General features: G+C 72.1%; 13 protein-coding genes. 5 read left to right on the top strand and 8 right to left on the bottom strand.

Annotated features, from left to right (window positions below; translation table 11 throughout):
- Positions 1–6: 6 nt before the first annotated feature.
- The 5 genes from CHC09_RS48865 to CHC09_RS20930 all read right to left on the bottom strand — a co-directional run bounded on the left by CHC09_RS48865 (position 7) and on the right by CHC09_RS20930 (position 4,818).
- The gene (locus CHC09_RS48865) at positions 7–780 is read right to left on the bottom strand and encodes a cyclic-phosphate processing receiver domain-containing protein (RefSeq protein ID WP_373871914.1); all 774 of its coding nucleotides are present in this window, start codon (positions 778–780) and stop codon (positions 7–9) included.
- 37 nt (positions 781–817) lie between these two features.
- Complete coding sequence (locus CHC09_RS20945; RefSeq protein ID WP_089294838.1) at positions 818–1,783, bottom strand: glutamate ABC transporter substrate-binding protein; 966 nt, start codon at positions 1,781–1,783, stop codon at positions 818–820.
- Entirely contained in the window at positions 1,780–3,033 is a 1,254-nt protein-coding gene (locus tag CHC09_RS20940) for a hypothetical protein (protein WP_089294837.1), read from the bottom strand. Before CHC09_RS20940 ends, CHC09_RS20945 begins: the two co-directional genes overlap by 4 nt.
- A 67-nt stretch (positions 3,034–3,100) precedes the next feature.
- Positions 3,101–4,342: a PP2C family protein-serine/threonine phosphatase gene (locus CHC09_RS20935; RefSeq protein ID WP_089294836.1), complete on the bottom strand. Its 1,242-nt coding sequence runs from the start codon at positions 4,340–4,342 to the stop codon at positions 3,101–3,103.
- 161 nt (positions 4,343–4,503) lie between these two features.
- Positions 4,504–4,818 carry a type II toxin-antitoxin system PemK/MazF family toxin gene (locus CHC09_RS20930; RefSeq protein WP_089294835.1) on the bottom strand — a complete coding sequence of 105 codons (315 nt, stop codon included), beginning with the start codon at positions 4,816–4,818 and terminating at the stop codon, positions 4,504–4,506.
- Between the two features lie 246 nt (positions 4,819–5,064).
- On the opposite strand from CHC09_RS20930, the gene gndA reads away from it, so the two are divergent.
- Both gndA and CHC09_RS46405 read left to right on the top strand, forming a co-directional pair.
- Positions 5,065–6,504 (top strand): NADP-dependent phosphogluconate dehydrogenase, encoded by a 1,440-nt coding sequence (gene gndA, locus CHC09_RS20925; RefSeq protein WP_089294834.1) that lies wholly within the window; start codon positions 5,065–5,067, stop codon positions 6,502–6,504.
- 258 nt (positions 6,505–6,762) lie between these two features.
- The gene (locus CHC09_RS46405) at positions 6,763–8,022 is read left to right on the top strand and encodes a hypothetical protein (protein WP_089294833.1); all 1,260 of its coding nucleotides are present in this window, start codon (positions 6,763–6,765) and stop codon (positions 8,020–8,022) included.
- Positions 8,023–8,540: 518 nt separating this feature from the next.
- Here the strand turns inward: CHC09_RS46405 and CHC09_RS20915 are convergent.
- Both CHC09_RS20915 and pgm read right to left on the bottom strand, forming a co-directional pair.
- Complete coding sequence (locus CHC09_RS20915; protein WP_089294832.1) at positions 8,541–10,844, bottom strand: putative bifunctional diguanylate cyclase/phosphodiesterase; 2,304 nt, start codon at positions 10,842–10,844, stop codon at positions 8,541–8,543.
- Positions 10,845–10,889: 45 nt separating this feature from the next.
- Complete coding sequence (pgm, locus tag CHC09_RS20910; protein WP_089294831.1) at positions 10,890–12,530, bottom strand: phosphoglucomutase (alpha-D-glucose-1,6-bisphosphate-dependent); 1,641 nt, start codon at positions 12,528–12,530, stop codon at positions 10,890–10,892.
- Between the two features lie 105 nt (positions 12,531–12,635).
- Between pgm and CHC09_RS20905 the strand changes: the two genes are divergently transcribed.
- Positions 12,636–14,249, top strand: coding sequence for a copper resistance CopC/CopD family protein (locus tag CHC09_RS20905; protein ID WP_089294830.1), 1,614 nt, complete (start codon positions 12,636–12,638; stop codon positions 14,247–14,249).
- Here the strand turns inward: CHC09_RS20905 and CHC09_RS20900 are convergent.
- On the bottom strand, positions 14,239–15,042 hold the full coding sequence (locus CHC09_RS20900; RefSeq protein ID WP_179277206.1) for a class I SAM-dependent methyltransferase: 804 nt from the start codon (positions 15,040–15,042) through the stop codon (positions 14,239–14,241). The genes CHC09_RS20905 and CHC09_RS20900 overlap by 11 nt on opposite strands.
- A gap of 81 nt (positions 15,043–15,123) precedes the next feature.
- Here CHC09_RS20900 and CHC09_RS20895 point away from each other — a divergent pair, with 81 nt between their 5' ends.
- Entirely contained in the window at positions 15,124–15,702 is a 579-nt protein-coding gene (locus CHC09_RS20895; RefSeq protein ID WP_089294829.1) for a TetR/AcrR family transcriptional regulator, read from the top strand.
- A 237-nt stretch (positions 15,703–15,939) separates the two neighbouring features.
- Positions 15,940–18,387, top strand: a complete 2,448-nt coding sequence (locus CHC09_RS20890) for a glycoside hydrolase family 94 protein (RefSeq protein ID WP_089294828.1) — start codon at positions 15,940–15,942, stop codon at positions 18,385–18,387.
- Positions 18,388–18,504 lie beyond the last annotated feature (117 nt).

Here is an 18,504-nt window from a genome sequence, read left to right as displayed (position 1 = left end):
ATCCTGTCAGACCGCCGACATGGTACGGAGCTCGGCCGATGCTGACACGACCTCGACGTGATAGGCCCAGTGCCGCAGGACCCGCGCCACCTTGGCCGCCTGGAGCGGGCTGGCCGAGTAGACGTTGACGAGACCGACGTCGATGCGGCGCTTCTCGAACGCCGCGTCCTCCAGCACCTTCACCACCGGCCAGATCTCGTCGTCCGCGCCGAGATCGCAGTCCAGCCACAACTCGTCCAGACGCCGCTCCCGGTAACGCTCCAGCAGCGCGATGCCCTCCGCGCTGGTACGGGCGGCCTCGGTGGTGCGCCCATCGGTGAACGAACGCCGGCCGTCGATCAGGGCGGTCCGCCAGGGCCGGGGTGGACGGAACCGGCGGACGGTCCAGTAGCCACCGGCGACGGCCGCCACGAAACCGACGAATCCCACCAAGCCTTGCGGGCCGCCACGGCTCCCGCTGAGCGTGCCGAGACCCGTGACGAAGTCGGTGTGGTCAGCCGGGTTCACCCAGATCGCAATGGACTCACCGGGAAGCAGACACGTCTCGGGGCAGGAGACGATCTCCTCGTACTGCCGGCCGCCGACCTCGTACCGGAAATGCATGGTCGACGTCAGGTCATAGACGAACCCTCGGGCCGGTACGCCCGTGGCTCGTAGGTGAGCCGCCCAGTCGTCGAGCTCCAGTTGGGTGTGGATCGGCAGGTAGAGCGCGGCCAGTCCGGCCACGAGCAGCGCCGGATATCCGAGGGTCTTCCGGCCCGAGGGCCACAGGGTCGTCACACGAAGATGATCGCCGATGAATACAACACCGGGCGGGTCAGTCCCGGTAGACCGGGGCCGGCGGCTGCGGAGCGGGGCCCAGCGCCGACAGCCAGCGCTGGTAGCTGCGGGTCCACGTACCGTCCGAGCGCACTTTCTCCAGCACCCCGTTGACGAAGCGCACCAGGTCGGGCGAGTCCTTGGAGATGCCGATCCCGGCCGGCTCGTCGCTGCTGCGCGCCCCAGTGACCTCGGTGCTCGGATCCTGCGCGGCGAGACCGGCCAGCAGCACGTCGATGGTGGAGACCGCGTCGACCTGGCCCTGCTGGAGCATGACCAGACAGTCCAGGGTGCTGTCGGTGGCCACCGGGATCGGCTTCGACGGCTGCGCCGCGATCGTCCGGATGCTGGTGCTGCCCCGGGTGGCGCAGACCTTGCGGCCGCCCAGATCACTGAACTCACGGATGCCGGAGCCCCGGCGGACAAGCAGCCGCTGGTGCGACGCGAGATATTCGGTGGAGAACGAGACCTGCTGCCAGCGCTCGCAGGTCATCGTCATGGTCCGGACGACCATGTCGACGGAGCCCTGCTGGATCACCCGGATCCGGTCCGCGGTGGTGATCGCCTGGAACTGGATCTTCCCCGGATCACCGAAGATCGCCTTGGCCACCGCGCGCGCCATGTCGATCTCGAAGCCGACGAGATCGCCGGTCGCCGGGTCGCGGAAGCCGAACAGGTACGCGTTCTGGTCGACGCCGACGATCAACCGGCCGCGCGCGGCGATCTTCGCCATCGTGCTGCCGGCCGGCATCCGCCCGGGTGCCGGCAGCGTGCCGGTGGGCCGCAGGCTGGCCCGCGGCGTGCAGTTCGGAGCCGGTGGGGGGCTCGGGACCTCGGCCGGGTCCTGCACGTTCTCCGGCAGCGGCACGACCGCCCGGACGCCGCCGGTGGGCTGCGGCCGCGCCTCGGAGCCGCAACCGGCGAGCAGGGTGAGCAGGACGAGCAGGGCGACGGGACGCTTCATCGGTACTCTCCGATCCGGGGCCGGAACCCGAGGATGACCGCGGCGGTCAGGCCCGCGGTCAGCAGCAGCAACGCGATCTCCAGGCCGGTCAGGGCGCGGCCTCCGTTCCCGGCCTGCCGGGCGACCCGCTCGTTGGCGACGGCCAGGGCGGCGGAGACGGCCGAGTCGAGCTCGGAGAAGGCGGCCGGGAGGTCGGCCGGGCCGGTCGCGGTCGCCTTCGCCACCGCGGCCAGATAGTCACCCTTGTCGTCCAGCTCGCGCATCCCGTCGTGCAGCTTCTGCCATCGGCTCGCGTGCTCGCGGGCTTGCCGGATCAGCTTCCGGTCGGCCTCCGGCGCCTGGACCGCGGCCGCGCCGAGCAGGCCCGCCAGGTCCCTCATGGCGACGTCGTAATCATTCTCCATGGCGCCGCTGCCGGCCCGGGCGACCAGCGTGAGCGCCTCGTCGGCGCGGGCCTGCAGGGCCGCGCGCCGGGCGGTGGCAAGCGTGGTGACCACCTTCGAGCCTTCCTGACGGCCGGCCTCGACCCGGGTGGCCGCGGCGCCCAGCGCGACGGCGGACCAGGCCAGCATGATCAGCGCGACCAGGCTGGCGGCGACCAGGCCGACGTTGAAGACCCGGTTGGTCCGGCGGGCGAGCAGCACCTGGGCGGTGAGCAGCGCGGCCACGGCGAGCAGGCCCAGCAGCAGGATCGGCCAGGGCAGCCCGGCGGCGTCCCGCTGCGCGCCGCCCAACCGGCCTTGCGCGGACTCGAACAGGGCCTGCGCCTGCGGCAGCAGGGTCTGCCGCATCAGAGCTGACGCTTCCCGCAGGTATGCACCCCCGAGCGGTACGCCCAGCCGGTTGTACGACCGTGCCGTCTCGACGAGTCCGGAGTAGACCGGCAGCTGGTCGGTGAGCACCGCGAGCCGGGCGGTGTCCGCGTCGTCGGCGTCCCGGGCCGCCACGGTCAGCGCGGCGCCGGCCTGGGCCAGGTCGTCGAGGTAGCGCTGCCGCAGCGCGGCCGGTTCGGCTCCGTTGGCCAGGAACGCGTTGGCCGCGGTCGCGTCCGCGTCGGACAGCGACCGGTAGAGCTCCTGCGCGCTGACGCTGAGCGGACCGCTCACGCCGGTGATGTCCCGGGTCAGGCCGGAGCGGTGATGCACCGTCGCGAGGGCGGTCCCGCCGAGGGCGAGACCGAGCACGACCAGTGTGGCGGCGATCAGCCGGTAGAGATCCGGTGTGACGAGACGGCGTGTGAGTCGTGGCAACGTCCGCTCCCGAGGTTCGCCGATGACTGCCGACGACGGTACGGCGCGGGAGCAACATACTCGGTGGTCAGATCCGGCCCAGCAGGTGGCGCAGGTCGCGGGTCCCGCCGGTGGACGGCCGGGCGGCCAGGATGCAGGTGTCGTCGTCCGGATTGGCCCGCCGCAGCCGGCCGACCAGCTCGGCGAGCGGCTGGTGCGGGGCGCTCCGCACGGTGTCGTCCACCGTGGCGATGACCGCGTCGAGGCCGGCGTCCAGGCTCTGCCCGCGGTGCTCGACCAGCCCGTCGGTGTAGAGCAGCAGCACGTCACCGGGGCGGAACTCGGTGACCGCGGCGGTGTAACGGGCGTCCTCCACGACGCCGAGCATCGGGCCGGACGGCCGGGCCAGCGTCGCGGTCCGGCCGTCCCGGCAGAGCAGCGGCGGCGGGTGCCCGGCCTGCGCCCAGACCAGTTCCCGGCGGCGCGGGTCGAAGCGGGCGATCACCGCGGTCGCGGCCAGCTCCGGGGTCTCCCGCTCCAGCTCGCAGGTGAGCCGGTTGAGGTGGCCGAGCAGGGTGACCGGGTCGCTGTCCACCACCGCCAGCGCGCGCAGGGCGTGCCGGAGCTGGGCCATGTTGCTGGCTGCCTTGGTGCCGTGGCCGGCGACGTCGCCGACGGCCAGCAGCACGGTCCCGTCGCGCAGGTCGGCCGCGTGGAACCAGTCGCCGCCGACCATGGTCTCCTGTCCGGCCGGCAGATAGCGGACCGCGGCCTTGAGCCCGGGCAGTTCGATCGGCTCGTCCGGGATCGGCAGGATGATCTCCTGCAGGCGCAGGGCCAGGTCGTGCTCGGCGACCGTGGCCCGGCGCTGCTCGTCCAGCTTCCGCTCGACCTCGGCCAGCCGCTGCGCGCTGACCGGCTGCCCGGTCACGTCCTGGACGATGCCGAACAGGCGCACCGGCCGGCCGTCGGCGTCCCGGACGGTGTCCGCGACCGTGCGCAGCCGCCGGATCCGGTCCCCGATCCGCACCTGGCTGACCAGATCGATCCGGTCGGTGTCGTGGGCCGCGGCGAGCACCGCGTCGCCGAGCGAGGAGGCCTTGCCGGAGCGCTCCGCCTCGGCCCTGGTCAGCGGGCCGAGCGCCGGGTCACGCTCGAAGATCCGGTAGAGCTGCGGCGACCAGTAGACGTCGCCGGTGACCAGGTCCCACTCGCCCCAGCCGAGGTTGGCCATCTCCTCCACCCCGGCGAGCCGGTCAATGGCCAGGTCGGTGGCGGCCGACCTGGCCCACCGATCCCTGAGCGCCTCCGCATACGCCTGACCACCCACTGATACGCCTCCCCGCCCCGCCTACCGGTTCCGGTTTACGCCAGCGCACCGGGCGTACACATCCCCCGATCATCCGGGCCGGACCGCTGCCTGGGGTGTCCGTCACACAGTCACCCGGTCGGGCGTAAGGCTTTCGGGGGCGGCCGGGGACGGATCGGCGGCTACAACTCGAAGAGGTCCCGCATCGCCTCGGTCAAGCGGGCCATGCTGGAGCCGGTCACCATGCCGATCCGCTCGGCGCCGACCGAGGCGGGCAGCCGGCGCATCCGGTTGACGACCACGACACCGGTGATCGGATCCTGCTCGGTGAGGGCGACCGCGAACGGCGGGAGTTCGGTCACGCCGCGCTGGCGTACGATCGGCGCGCAGTACGGCGACGCGTTGTCCCGTTCGTTGTAACTGTCGGCGGAGAGCACGAGCACGCGGTATCGCAGGTCGGAGCGGTCGCCGATGGTCCAGATCTCGCCCCGGCGCATGTCAGGGCCGACCGGCTGACGGCACGATCCGGTTCGGCATGGCAGGAAGCGTACCGCCGCACGGATCTCGCGCGCGCCCGCCCCGCCCGGGCGTTTCCGGCGGCGTACCCGGCATGACCGGCCCGCGCGGGGCAGCATGGACGGGTTGAGCTTTTCACCACGTGGACGTGATCGAACCCGCGGCCGTTCGATCCCGTAGAAAGAGCGCGTGGGCCCGTGACGGGCCGGTTACGAGAGGACGTAGGAATGTCGCAGAAAGCGCAGATCGGGGTCACCGGCCTTGCGGTGATGGGCCGCAACCTGGCCCGCAACTTCGCCCGGCACGGGCACACCGTGGCGGTGCACAACCGGTCCTACGGCCGGACCAAGGAACTGGCCGAGGAGTTCGGCCATGAGGGCACGTTCCTGCCCGCGGAGACCGCCGAGCAGTTCGTGGCGAGCCTTGAGCGCCCACGCCGGGTAGTGATCATGGTGAAGGCCGGCCCGGCCACCGACGCCGTGATCGACGAGTTCGCTCCCCTCCTGGAGGAGGGCGACATGCTGATCGACGCCGGCAACGCGCACTTCGCGGACACCCGGCGCCGGGAGGCCGCGCTCCGCGCCAAGGGCCTGCACTTCGTCGGCATGGGCGTCTCCGGCGGCGAGGAGGGCGCGCTGCACGGGCCGAGCATCATGCCGGGCGGCCCGCGCGAGTCGTACGACGCGCTCGGCCCGCTGCTGGAGGACATCGCCGCGAAGGTCGACGGCGAGCCGTGCTGCACGCACGTCGGCCCGGACGGTGCCGGCCACTTCGTCAAGATGGTGCACAACGGCATCGAGTACGCCGACATGCAGCTCATCGCCGAGGCGTACGACCTGCTCCGCCAGGTCGGCGGCCTGTCCCCGGCGGAGATCGCCACCACGTTCGGCGAGTGGAACGCGGGCCGGCTCGGGTCGTACCTGATCGAGATCACCGCCGAGGTGCTCAAGCAGAACGACGCCGCGACCGGCAAGCCGTTCGTGGACATCGTGGTGGACCAGGCCGAGCAGAAGGGCACCGGCCGCTGGACCGTGCAGGCCGCCCTGGACCTGGGCGTGCCGGTCAGCGGCATCGCCGAGTCGGTCTTCGCCCGCGCCCTCTCCGGCGGCGCGGACGTCCGCAAGGCCGCCGCCGACGCCGGCCTGCCGGGCCCGTCGGCCGGCGCCGCCCACGCCGGCGGCGACCTGCGCGCCGACGTCGAGCAGGCGCTCTTCGCCTCCAAGATCGTCGCGTACGCCCAGGGCTTCCAGCAGATCCAGGCGGCCAGCAAGGAGTACGACTGGGCGATCGACCCGGGCGCGATGGCCAAGATCTGGCGGGACGGCTGCATCATCCGCGCCAAGTTCCTGGACTTCATCAAGCAGGCCTACGACAAGAACCCGTCGCTGAGCACGCTCCTGGTCGACGACTACTTCCTGGACGCGGTCAGCGGCGCCCAGGACGCCTGGCGCCGCGTCGTGGTCACCGCGGCCCAGCAGGGCATCCCGGCGCCGGGCTTCGCGTCCGCGCTGGCGTACTACGACGGCCTGCGCGCCAAGCGCCTGCCGGCCGCGCTGATCCAGGGCCAGCGGGACTTCTTCGGCGCCCACACCTACCACCGGGTGGACCGCGCCGGCGCGTTCCACACCCTGTGGGCGACCGAGGACCGCGCCGAGGTCGACGCCTGACCTCTGCACGCGGACGCCCCGGGCCCCTTGATCCAGGGACCCGGGGCGTCTCCCGTCCGCGCCACCCAAAATCAAGATCATTATCTGGTACGAACGTTGGAGCTCCGTGGCCAGGCAGAGCCGAGCCCCGTGGCGATCCCGCGCGGAGCGGGTCCCGGCGCACGCCCGCAGCGCGCCCCACGGTGATCCCGGTGTCCCGATTCGATCCAGAGACGCCCCTCTTCCGTAGTCATCGATGACACCGGCGCAGGAGGGGCTATGAGCGAGGTTCCGGACGGCAATCCCTCGACCGAAACTGATCCAACGACACCACCGGAACAGGAGTCTCCGCCGGTCCGCTACACCTCCGGAACCCACCCGGTCCTGGCAACCATCCTTTTCCCCGCCCCCGACGACCCGTCTCAGCCGACGACGCCCGCGCCGACCCCGGCAGCCCCCGCACTGGACCCGGCGGCGCCCGTTACCGAGCAGATCCTCGAGCCGACGGGCGAATGGCCGACACCCGGTCCGGAGGACTTCGCCGAGGAGGACACCGATCCCACCGGGTTCCCGCCGCTGTCCGGGGCGTCCTACCCACCGGCCAGCGACCCCTTCGACGATCCCGGTTTCACCTCCGCCTACCCGCTACCCGGCTGGAGCGCACCGCCCGACCTCGAACCGCCGCACACCGGAACCCCCGGCCGCCGGCCGATATTGATCGGAATCGCCGCGTTCGCCGGCCTGGCCGCCCTGATCGCCGCCTTCTTCCTGGTCCCCCGCGATCAGGCGGCCCTCGACCCGGCCGCCGCCCAGCGCGCCCCGGAATCCACCACGACCACCGGCCAGGCCGGAACCACCGGCCAGGCCGGAACCACCGGCCAGGCCGGAACCACCGGCCAGGCCGGAACCACCGACCCAGCCGCGAACACCGGCGACCGGGCGGTCACCGGCGCCCGCAACGGCCTGGAGACGGCCTCCTTCGACGTGCTGGACAGCGCGACCCTGGTCCAGCTCACCGCCGCCGACCTGGGCGACGACCTGTTCCGGGTCAGCACCCCCGCGAACAGCGGCCTCACCCCGTCCGCCGAGCAGACCGACGGCACGGTCAAGCTGCGCCTGCGCTCGGACGGCAGCGGCGGGAACGGAACCGTGACGATCCAGCTGAGCTCCGCGGTCCGCTGGACGCTGCGGATGGACGGCGGCACCGCCCACTCCCGCCTGGACCTGACCGGCGCCGACCTGGCCGCCGTCGACCTGAACGGCGGCGCCAGCCGCATCGACCTGGCCCTGCCCGAACCACACGGCCTGCTCCCGGTCCGGATGTCCGGCGGCGTCGACCAGCTCCTGGTGAACCTGGCCGGCGGCACCCCGGTCCGGGTCCGCGTCCAGTCCGGTGCCGGCCAGGTCACCGTCGGCGGCGCCACCCACCAGGGCATCGCCCCGGGCCGCTCCTTCACCGCCAACGACTGGTCCGGCTCCACCGGAATCGACCTGCTCGCGGTCGCCGGCCTCAGCACCCTCACCATCGCCGACAGCTGACCCGAGCCCCGAATCCCCACCGCCACGACCATTCCCCGCAGCCCACCCCCAATCGGGGGCAGCTCGCGCCGGACGCCCAGCTGATCGCCATGCGGTGTGGTCGGCAGATTGCGGTCGGCGTCGCTGCTTGCGGTCGGCATCGCCGCTTGCGGTCGGCATCGCCGCTTGCGGTCGGCGTCGCCGCTTGCGGTCGGCTGGTGGGCGCGGTCGTCCCGGAATGCGGTCGGGCGCTCCCGGCAGATGAGCCGCGACGGCAACATCCGGGGGTTGCAGGCCCGTGGCGCGGCATCACGTGCGCAAGGTTTCCGCAATCCCGCCGTACCCCGGCAAGCAAACGCCCCCACCGCCGAACCGCAAGCGGCGGCCGGAACGGTGACCAAAGACGGACGGTGGCCGGCGAGCACCAGCGCCCATCCGCGAACCGCAAACGGCGGCCGAGACAGCGACCGGAAACACCCCGCCCCCTGCAAGCCGACCTCCCCGGCGACCGGCCTTCCCGGTTCAGGAGGACCTTGTGTTCAGAAGACGTGGGCGGGTGCGGCGGACATCAGCTTGCCGCACTCCTCGGCCGGGAGAGGCTTGGCCATCAGATAGCCCTGGCCGTACCGGTACCCCATCTCCCGCAGCCGCTCCAGCTGCTCCACGTTCTCGATGCCCTCGGCGACCGCCTTGAGCTGCAGATACTCCGCGAGCTGAGCGACCGCCGCGGCCACCGCGAGGCGCCCCCGGTCGGCCCCGTCGGCGATGCCGTCCACGAAGGACTTGTCCAGCTTCAGCACGTCGACCGGGAACGCGCGGAGCAGGCTCAGCGACGACTGCCCGGTGCCGAAGTCGTCCAGGGCCAGCTGGACACCCATCTCGTGCAGCGACTGCAGGGTCTCCCGGACCTGCCAGCCGTCGACGACCGACGACTCGGTCACCTCGATGATCAGGTTCCCCGAGGTCAGGCCGGTCTCGCTGAGCACCGCGGCGACCTCGTCCACGAAGCCGGCCTCCCGCAGTTGCCGCACGGCCACGTTCACGTTGATCGAAGGGATCGCCTCGTCGCCGAACTCGGCACGCCAGCGGGCCAGCTGCTCGCAGGCCTCGCGCAGCACCCAGCTCCCGAGCGGGACGATCAGGCCGGAGCGCTCGGCGACCGGGATGAAGTCGGCGGGCGAGACGAAGCCACGCTCCGGATGTTGCCAGCGGACCAGGGCCTCGGCCCCGGACGGCAGGCCGGTGCGCAGGTCGAAGACCGGCTGGTACACCAGGCGAAGCTCGCCCCTGACGATCGCGTTGTGCAGCTCGCTGGCGAGCCGGGCGTGGTGCGCCATGTCCTGGCGCATCTGCGGCTCGAAGCGCACCCAGGAGGCCTTGCCGGACTCCTTCGCGGCGTACATCGCGATGTCCGCGTTGCGCTGCACCTCGTCGGCGGTCTCGCCGGCCGCCGCGATCGCGATGCCGACGCTGGCGTGCAGCAGCAGCCGCTGGTCGGCGACGTTGAACGGCTCGCCCAGCCCGGCCAGCAACCGGGCCGCGACCGCCTCGGCCTCGGCCGGGTCGTCGGTCGGCAGCAGGACGGCGAACTCGTCGCCGCCGAGCCGGGCGGCCAGCTCGCCGGCGAGGCAGTGCGCGCGTAGCCGCTGCGCCACCTGGTAGAGCAGCTGATCACCGGCGGCCGGGCCGAGCGTGTCGTTGATCATCTTGAAGTCGTCGACGTCGATCAGCAGCGCGCTGGCCGGCTGATGCGCCTCGATCCGTTCGCCGAGGGCGACCGCGAACTTGGTGCGGTTGGGCAGGCCGGTCAGTGTGTCGCTGAGCGCGAGCCGTTCCAGTTCGGCCTGCTGCCGGCGGATGCCGGCCAGGGCGAGCTTGTTCTCCCGCAGGCTGAGCAGCTGTCGGGCGACCACGAAACAGGTGATCAGCACCGCGCCGATGATCAGGGTGCGCTGCCGTTCGGTCATCTCCTGAGCGCTGACGGTGATCACCAGGGCGGCGGTGGCGGTGACCCCGATGAGCGGCAGCAGGTTCAACACCGAGCGGCCCTTGGCCTCGGCGACCGGGCGCTCCGGGGCGTCCAGCGCCCGCTGCTGCAGGTGGGCGGCGAACGCGATGGAGAACCCGACCAGCGGGAGCGCGAGAACGGCGAACACCAGGCGCGCCATGCCGGTGCCGGCGATCAGCAGGATGGTGCCGACCCCGCCGGCCAGCGGCGCGATGGTCAGCACCCGCAGCGAGGCGGGGTCGACCGTTCTCGCCGGGGAGGCGGCCGCCTTGCCGAGCACCACGAGCAGCAGGACGCCGCTGACCCCGATGGTCGCGGCGACCACCCGGGCGAAGAGCGGCGTGTCGGAGGGGGCGAGGTCGAGGACGACGTACCAGTAGATCAGCGTGCTGGCCACGGCCACGGTGGCGCCGTCGAGCAGGGCCTGGGCCCGGCCGAGCGTCGTGCGCTCACCGAACGGCAGGCGCAGGAACGCGATCATCAGGATCAGGACGCCGACCAGCAGGGGCAGGCCGACGTAGATCGACACCCCGGTGTCGTTGTTCTCTCGCAGCACCGCGATCACCGCGGCGAGGAACAGGAATCCGGCGGCGTACCGCAGCAGCCCCCAGAACGTGCGGACCGGCCGGGGCACCCGCTCCCGCGAGGCGACCCCGTGGGCGGCGAAGGCCGCCGCCGCCATCGCCACCGGCCCGCCGACGAACCCGAGGTAGAGATCCCCGGGCACGCCGAGCAGGAGCCACACCAGCACCGCTGCGGTCGCGGCGAACGCGATCACCGCGGGTGCGTGTCCGCCGGATCGTGGCCGTTTACCGGCGGTGTTGCGAACGCTCATGACGGTCTTCCAGTCGGCCGGAGCCGCGGGAAACTGAGCGGATTCTCAGCCCCGCAGGGCGGCTGAGACGACCGCGCGAGCCTCCTCCTGGATCCGGGCCAGGTGGTCGGGGCCGTGGAACGACTCCGCGTAGATCTTGTAGACGTCCTCGGTGCCGGACGGACGCGCGGCGAACCAGCCGGAGCCGGTCACCACCTTGAGGCCGCCGATGGCCGCGCCGTTGCCGGGCGCGTTGGTCAGCACCGCGGTGATCGGCTCGCCGGCGAGTTCCTTCGCCGTCACCTGCTCCGGCGAGAGCCGGCCCAGGACGGCCTTCTCCGCGCGGCTGGCCGGGGCGTCGATCCGGGCGTAGGCGGGGGCACCGAACCGCTCCGTCAGGGCCCGGTAGTGCTCGCTCGGCGTCCTGCCGGTGGTGGCGATGATCTCCGAGGCGAGCAGGTCGAGCAGGATGCCGTCCTTGTCGGTGCTCCACACGCCGCCGTCGCGGCGCAGGAACGAGGCGCCGGCGCTCTCCTCGCCGCCGAAGCCGATCGACGCGTCCAGCAGGCCGGGCACGAACCACTTGAAGCCGACCGGCACCTCGTCGAGGCGGCGGCCCAGGTCCGCGGCGACCCGGTCGATCATCGATGAGGAGACCAGGGTCTTGCCGATTCCGGCGGTGACCGGCCAGCCCTCGCGCGCCCGGAACAGGTAGTCGATGGCGACGGCGAGGTAGTGGTTCGGGTTCATCAGGCCGCCGTCCGGCGTGACGATGCCGTGCCGGTCGGCGTCCGCGTCGTTGCCGGTGGCGATCTGGAAGCGGTCCTTCCGGGCGATCAGGGACGCCATCGCGTACGGCGACGAGCAGTCCATCCGGATCTTGCCGTCCCAGTCCAGGGTCATGAAGCCGAAGCGCGGGTCGACGACCGGGTTGACCACGGTCAGGTCGAGCCCGTGCCGCTCGGCGATCTCCCCCCAGTACGCGACGCTCGCCCCGCCGAGCGGGTCGGCGCCGATGCGCACCCCGGCGTCACGGATCGCCGCGATGTCGATCACCGACGGCAGGTCGTCGACGTACGAGCCGAGGAAGTCGTACCCGGAGACGTTCGCCGAGCCCCGGGCCCGCCCCGCGCTGACCCGGTGCACGCCCTTGAGCCCGCCCGCGATCAACTCGTTCGCCCGGTCCTGGATCCACCTGGTGGCGTCGGTGCCGGCCGGCCCGCCGTCCGGCGGGTTGTACTTGAAGCCGCCGTCGTCCGGCGGGTTGTGCGACGGCGTGACGACGACCCCGTCCGCTTTGCCGTGATTCTTCGCGTTGTACGACAGAATCGCGTGGGAGACCGCGGGCGTGGGCGTGTACCCGTCCCGGCTGTCGATCAGCACGGTGACGTCGTTGGCGGCGAAGACCTCCAGGGCGGTCAGCTGAGCCGGCTCGCTCAGCGCGTGCGTGTCCCGCCCCATGAAGAGCGGGCCGCCGATGCCCTGCTCCCGGCGGTACTCGACGATCGCCTGGCTGGTCGCCGCGATGTGGTCCTCGTTGAACGCGGTGCGCAGGCTCGACCCGCGATGCCCGGAGGTCCCGAACGCGACCCGCTGGGCCACCTCCGCCCCCTCCGGGTGCTCGGTGTAATAACGCGAGATAACCTTCGGCACGTCGATCAGATCGGACGGCTCAGCGGGCTTACCGGCACGGGGGTGTACGGACATGGCGAGCCTCCTCGGGGTGTCCTCGGATGGTAACCAGCGGTCAGCGTCTTGAACCTTTCCGTACCGCGATCCGAACTATCCGGTGTGACCGGGAGACTTCCGCGCTTGTTCCTGCTGCTCCTGCTCGCGTTGGGGGGTCTGCTGGCGGCGCCGGAGCCGGCTTTCGCGCACGCCGCGACGGTCGGCTCGAGCCCAGCGCCGGGCAGCGTGGTGGGCAGCTCACCGACCGAGGTGACGGTCACGTTCAGCGAGGCGATCAGCCCGGTCAGCGGGCACGTGCAGGTGGTCGCGCCGGACGGCGAGCGGATCTCCGGCCTGGCCACGGCGCGCGGCGCGGTGCTGCACATCCCGGTCCGTTCCGCGAAGCACCCGCTCGGGACGTACCTGATCAGTTATCGGGTGATCTCCGCGGACAGCCATCCGATCGGCGGCGCGATCACCTTCTCGGTCGGCGCGCCCTCGGCCCGGCCGGAGGCCGCGACCAGCACCGGCATCCATCCCTCGGTCCGGGCCGCCGTTCCCACCCTGCGGACTCTGGGGTACGCCGGGCTGACCCTGATCGTCGGCCCGGCGATGTTCCTGGCGTTCCTCTGGCCCCGCCGCTCCCGCACCGGGGCGATCCGCACCGTGCGACTCGGCTTCGCCCTGACCGCGATCGCCACCCTGGGCTCGCTGGGCACGCAGGCCCAGCAGGGCAGCGGCGCCGCCCTGTGGCAGGTCTCCGCCGGTGAGCTGGCCGAGGTCGCCGGCAGCCGGTTCGGTCTCACCCTGCTGGCCCGGCTGGCCCTGCTGGTGGCCCTTGTCGTCGCGCTCCCCCCGGTGCTGCGAGGCACCGCGACGCGGCCGCGGGCCGCCCTGGTCCTCGGGCTGGGCCTGGCCGGCCTGGCCACCTGGCCGCTGACCGGGCACGCGATCGCCACCCCGATGCCGGCCGTGACGGTCACGGTCGACGTCGTGCACCTGGCCACCATGGCGCTCTGGCTGGGTGGCCTGCTCACCTTGACGGTGTTCCTGCTGCGGGGCACCGACCGCCGGGTGCTCGGGGTGCTGCTGCCGGCCTGGTCCCGCTGGGCCGCCCTGTCGGTGCTCTGGCTGGTGATCGCCGGCACCGTGCAGGCGGTGGTCCAGCTGGGCTCCGTGGACGCGCTGTTCCGGACCGGGTACGGCCGTCTCCTGCTCGTCAAGCTCGGCGTGCTGGCCCTGGTGCTGGCGGCCGCGGCCGTCGCCCGCCGGTTCGTCCAGCGCTCGGGCGCGGGGTCCGGGCTGCGCCGCACGGTCGGCGTCGAGGTGGCGGCGACCGCGGTCATCCTGGCGCTGAGCGCGGTGCTGGTGCAGGTCAACCCGGGCCGGACGGCCGGCGCCGAGGCGGGCGCGGTCACCGGCGTCGGCGTCTCGCAGACGCTGACCAGCCCGCTCTACACGCTGCAGTTCAACATCTACCCGGTGGAGCAGGGCGAGTACAACACGGTGCACGCGTTCCTCTACACGCCCGAGGGCAAGCCGTTGCCGCCGGCCGAGTGGCAGGTCAGCACGCAGCTGATGGGACAGGGCCTGGAGGCGGTGAAGGAGCCGCTGCTCGGGCTGGATCCGCCGCACCACGCGCTCGGCTCGATCTCGTTCCCGCTGCCCGGGACGTACGAGATCGCGTTCACGATCCGGGTCGACGACCTGAACCGGGCGACCGTGAAGACCACCGTGACGGTGCCGGCTACGTCCTGACCCGTGCGGCGGTGACCGTGACCGACGTGTACGACATGACGAAGTCACCGCCCATCCGGTCGATCGTCGCCCCGACCGCCTCGGTGATCGCGGCGAGCCGGTCGGCCGGGAGCCGGGTGAGCGCGCCCGAGGTCGGCAGCTGGTCCAGCCACTCGTCCCGGCTGTACCTCTTCTCCCAGTCCACCTGCCACTGCTCCGGCTCGGTGAAGCCACCGGCCGCCCGGATCCCGTCAGCCGCCCTGGTCAGGATCGGCTGGTAGCCCTCGACGGCTGACCCGACCGGCTGCCGGCCCGGGTCGAACGGCGAGTCCGGCACCAGCCGCCGGAACACCTCGCCGAACCCGGCCGCCATCTCGTCCGGCAGCTTGAACGTGTGCCAGAACGGCGCGAGCCGCCCGCCCGGCCGCAACACCTCGGCCGCCTTCGCCGCACCCGCGACCGGGTCGATCCAGTGCCACGCGGTCCCGGCGACGACCAGGTCGAACGTGCGCCCGGCCGGTCGCCAGTCCTCGAACCTGGCCTCCTCGACCTCGATGCCGGTGCGCCGGGCGAATCCGGCCATCCGCGGGTCCGGCTCGACGCCGAGCACGGTGCAGCCGCGCTCCCACAGCTGCCGGGACTCGATGCCGGTGCCGCAGCCGGCGTTCAGCACCTGCCGGCCGGGTGCGGCCTCGACGATCCGGTCGAGCAGCGCGGCCGGGTAGGGCGGGCGGGTCCGGTCGTAACGCTCGGCGTCCACGCCGAAGGACTCGGCGGCCTGCCGGAGCTGATGGATCTCGGGGGGAGTGGGCATGCGCCCACTCTAGTGGGCACTCGCCCACTCGCCAAGCCGGTAGATTGTCCAGGCAGGTGAAGAGGCCAGGAAGGAACGCCGGTGCCGACAGGGGTCGCCCTCCGTGACGTACGCCGCCAGCTGTTCGACGCCGCCGACCGGATCCTGCTACGGGACGGGCCGAGCGGCCTGACCAGCCGGGCCGTGACCACCGAGGCCGGCTGCGCCAAGGGCGTCCTGCACCGCCACTTCGACGACTTCGACGCGTTCCTGGCCGACTACGTGCTCGACCGGGTCGAACGGCTCGTCCCGGAGGCCGCCGCCCTGCGCTCCGCGGCCGGCACCGGCACCGTTGCCGGCAACCTGACCACGGCCCTGACCGCGCTCTTCGGCTCCGTGGCGGTGGCGATCATCGCGCTGATCACGTTCCGCGACGAGCTGCGGGCCCGGCTGCGGCACACCTGGCCGGCCGGCGTCCCGGTGCTCACCGAGGCCGCCGAGATGATCGCCGATTACCTGGCCGCCGAGCAGGAGCTGGGCCGGATCCCGGCCGGGGCCGAGGCGCAGACCCTGGCGGCGATGCTGATCGGGACCGGGCACCTGCTCTTCGCCGACCGCACCGGCACGCCGCCCGACGAGGAGGCGGTGCACCGGATGGTCGGCTCGGTGCTGAGGTCCTGAGGGACTCGAGCGATCGATCGTTGATCTGACCGTACCGGTCGGGCCCTTCCTCGCGGTCGGGACGACAACCCTGCTCACCCGGCCACGGCTGGTGCTGGTACGCCGCGTCCGATAGCCCAGGACGGACTCAGCCATCCGGAGAATCGGCTGTTCGACCTAATCTCCGGACCCCGACGGTCGTTTACAATCCGTGCTGGGAGCGCTCCCACGAGTCGGTACCACCAACGGAGGTTCTTGGTGCGCTACGGATACTTCGACGACCACGCCCGCGAGTACGTCATCGATCGGCCGGACACCCCGCTGCCCTGGATCAACTACCTGGGCAGCGAGGCGTACTTCGGACTGATCTCCAACACCGCGGGCGGCTACTCGTTCTACCGCGACGCCCGGCTGCGCCGGTTGACCCGCTACCGCTACAACAACGCCCCGCTCGACCTCGGCGGCCGCTATCTGTATCTGCGCGACGACGCCACCGGCGACTACTGGTCCGCGTCCTGGCAGCCGACCCAACGCGACCTGGACGACTACGAGTGCCGGCACGGCCTGTCGTACACCCGGATCGCCTCCGCGCGCCGCGGCATCCGCGCCGAGACGCTCTACTTCGTACCGCTGAACGAGACCCTCGAGGTGTGGCGGGCCCGGATCACCAACGAGCGGGACACCCCCGCGGAGATCTCGCTCTTCTCCTCGGTGGAGTTCTGCCTCTGGGACGCCCAGGACGACGCGACCAACTTCCAGCGCAACTTCTCCACCGGCCAGGTCGAGGTCGACGGCGGGGTCATCTACCACAAGACCGAGTACCGGGAGCGGCGCGATCACTTCGCGTACTTCGCCTGCTCGGAGCCGCTGGCCGGGTTCGACACCCAGCGTGAGGCGTTCCTCGGCGCCTACCGCGGATGGGACCGGCCGGTCGTTGTCGAACACGGCGCCGCCACCGGCTCGGTCGCGAACGGCTGGGCGCCGATCGGCAGCCACCACGTCCGGCTCGCCCTGGCCCCGGGCGAGACCCGCGAGGTGATCTTCGTGCTCGGTTACGCGGAGAACCCGCGCGCCGAGAAGTTCGATCCGCCCGGCTCCCAGACCCTCAACAAGCGGCACGTACGACCGGTGATCGAGCGCTGGCTGCGCCCGGAGACCGTCACCGAGGGCTTCGCGGCGCTGGCCGCCCACTGGGACCGGCTGCTCGGCGGGCTGCGGGTGCGCACCCCGGACGCCGACACCGACCGGATGGTCAACATCTGGAACGCGTACCAGTGCATGGTGACCTTCAACCTGAGCCGGTCGGCGTCGTTCTTCGAGTCCGGGATCGGCCGCGGCATGGGCTTCCGCGACTCCAACCAGGACCTGCTCGGTTTCGTGCACATCATCCCGGAGCGCGCCCGCGAGCGGATCCTGGACATCGCCGCCACCCAGCTGTCCACCGGCGGCGCGTACCACCAGTACCAGCCGCTGACCAAACGCGGGAACAACGACATCGGCGAGGGCTTCAACGACGACCCGCTGTGGCTGATCCTCGGCGTCGCCGCCTATCTCAAGGAGACCGGCGACCTGGGCATCCTGGACGAGCCGGTGCCCTTCGACAACCTGCCCGGCAGCGAGAAGCCGCTCTACGAGCACCTGACCCGCTCCCTGAACTACACCCTGGACCGGCTCGGGCCGCACGGCCTGCCGCTGATCGGGCGGGCCGACTGGAACGACTGCCTCAACCTCAACTGCTTCTCCGACACCCCGGGCGAGCCGTTCCAGACCACCGAGAACAGCATCGGCGGTCAGGCCGAGTCGGTCTTCATCGCCGGCCAGTTCGTGCTCGCCGCCAAGGAACTGGCCGGCATCGCCGACCTGCTCGGGCTGCACGGCAAGGCGGCCGAGTACCGGGCCGCGGCGGAGAAGATGACCGGCACGATCATCGAGCACGGCTGGGACGGCGCCTGGTTCCGCCGGGCCTACGACTTCTACGGCAACCCGATCGGCTCCGGCGAGAACGACGAGGGGCAGATCTTCGTCGAGCCGCAGGGCCTGTGCGTGCTGGCCGGTGTCGGACTCGACGACGGGCTGGCCGCCCGGGCCCTGGACAGCGTCGCCGAGCGGTTGGCCACCCCGCACGGGATCGTGCTGCAGCAGCCCGCGTACTCCGGGTACCGGATCGAGTTGGGCGAGATCTCCTCGTACCCGCCCGGGTACAAGGAGAACGCCGGCATCTTCTGCCACACCAACCCGTGGATCATGATCGCCGAGACGATCCTGGGCAACGGCGACCGCGCCTTCGACTACTACCGGCGGATCAGCCCGTCGGCGCGGGAGCGGATCAGCGACGTGCACCGCAGCGAGCCGTACGTGTACGCCCAGATGATCGCCGGCCGGGACGCGCCCACCCACGGCGAGGCGAAGAACTCCTGGCTCACCGGCACGGCGGCGTGGAACTTCGTGGCCATCACCCAGTGGATCCTCGGCATCCGGCCGGAGCTGACCGGCCTGCGCGTCGACCCGGTGCTGCCCACCGACTGGCCCGGCTACCAGGCCACCCGCTCCTATCGCGGCGCGACCTACGAGATCACCGTCCGCAAGCCCGCCGGATCCGGCCGCCGCGCCGACCACCTGCTGGTCGACGGCGAAAGGGTCGAAGGCACGCTGGTGCCGCCGGCCCCGGCCGGCTCCACGGTCCAGGTGGAGGTCGTCATCTCGTAGACAAGATCAAGATCCTTTCCTTCGAGTACGACCTGTGGGGCCCCGTGGCCAGGCTCGCGCCACGTCCCGTGAGGCGCTCGCGCGAGGCCGGCACCACCCCGGGCCGTTGCCGCGCGC

This window comes from Actinoplanes regularis, from assembly GCF_900188005.1.
In the GTDB taxonomy this organism is placed as follows: Bacteria; Actinomycetota; Actinomycetes; order Mycobacteriales; family Micromonosporaceae; genus Actinoplanes; species Actinoplanes regularis.
This window is presented reverse-complemented; position numbering and strand designations above follow the sequence as displayed.

Excerpts from the sequence above, each read along its gene's own strand:
- CHC09_RS20945 (WP_089294838.1), bottom strand. The coding sequence starts at position 1,783 with ATGAAGCGTCCCGTCGCCCTGCTCGTCCTGCTCACCCTGCTCGCCGGT.
- CHC09_RS20930 (WP_089294835.1), bottom strand. The coding sequence starts at position 4,818 with ATGCGCCGGGGCGAGATCTGGACCATCGGCGACCGCTCCGACCTGCGA.
- gndA (WP_089294834.1), top strand. The coding sequence starts at position 5,065 with ATGTCGCAGAAAGCGCAGATCGGGGTCACCGGCCTTGCGGTGATGGGC.
- CHC09_RS46405 (WP_089294833.1), top strand. The coding sequence starts at position 6,763 with ATGAGCGAGGTTCCGGACGGCAATCCCTCGACCGAAACTGATCCAACG.
- CHC09_RS20915 (WP_089294832.1), bottom strand. The coding sequence starts at position 10,844 with ATGAGCGTTCGCAACACCGCCGGTAAACGGCCACGATCCGGCGGACAC.
- pgm (WP_089294831.1), bottom strand. The coding sequence starts at position 12,530 with ATGTCCGTACACCCCCGTGCCGGTAAGCCCGCTGAGCCGTCCGATCTG.
- CHC09_RS20900 (WP_179277206.1), bottom strand. The coding sequence starts at position 15,042 with ATGCCCACTCCCCCCGAGATCCATCAGCTCCGGCAGGCCGCCGAGTCC.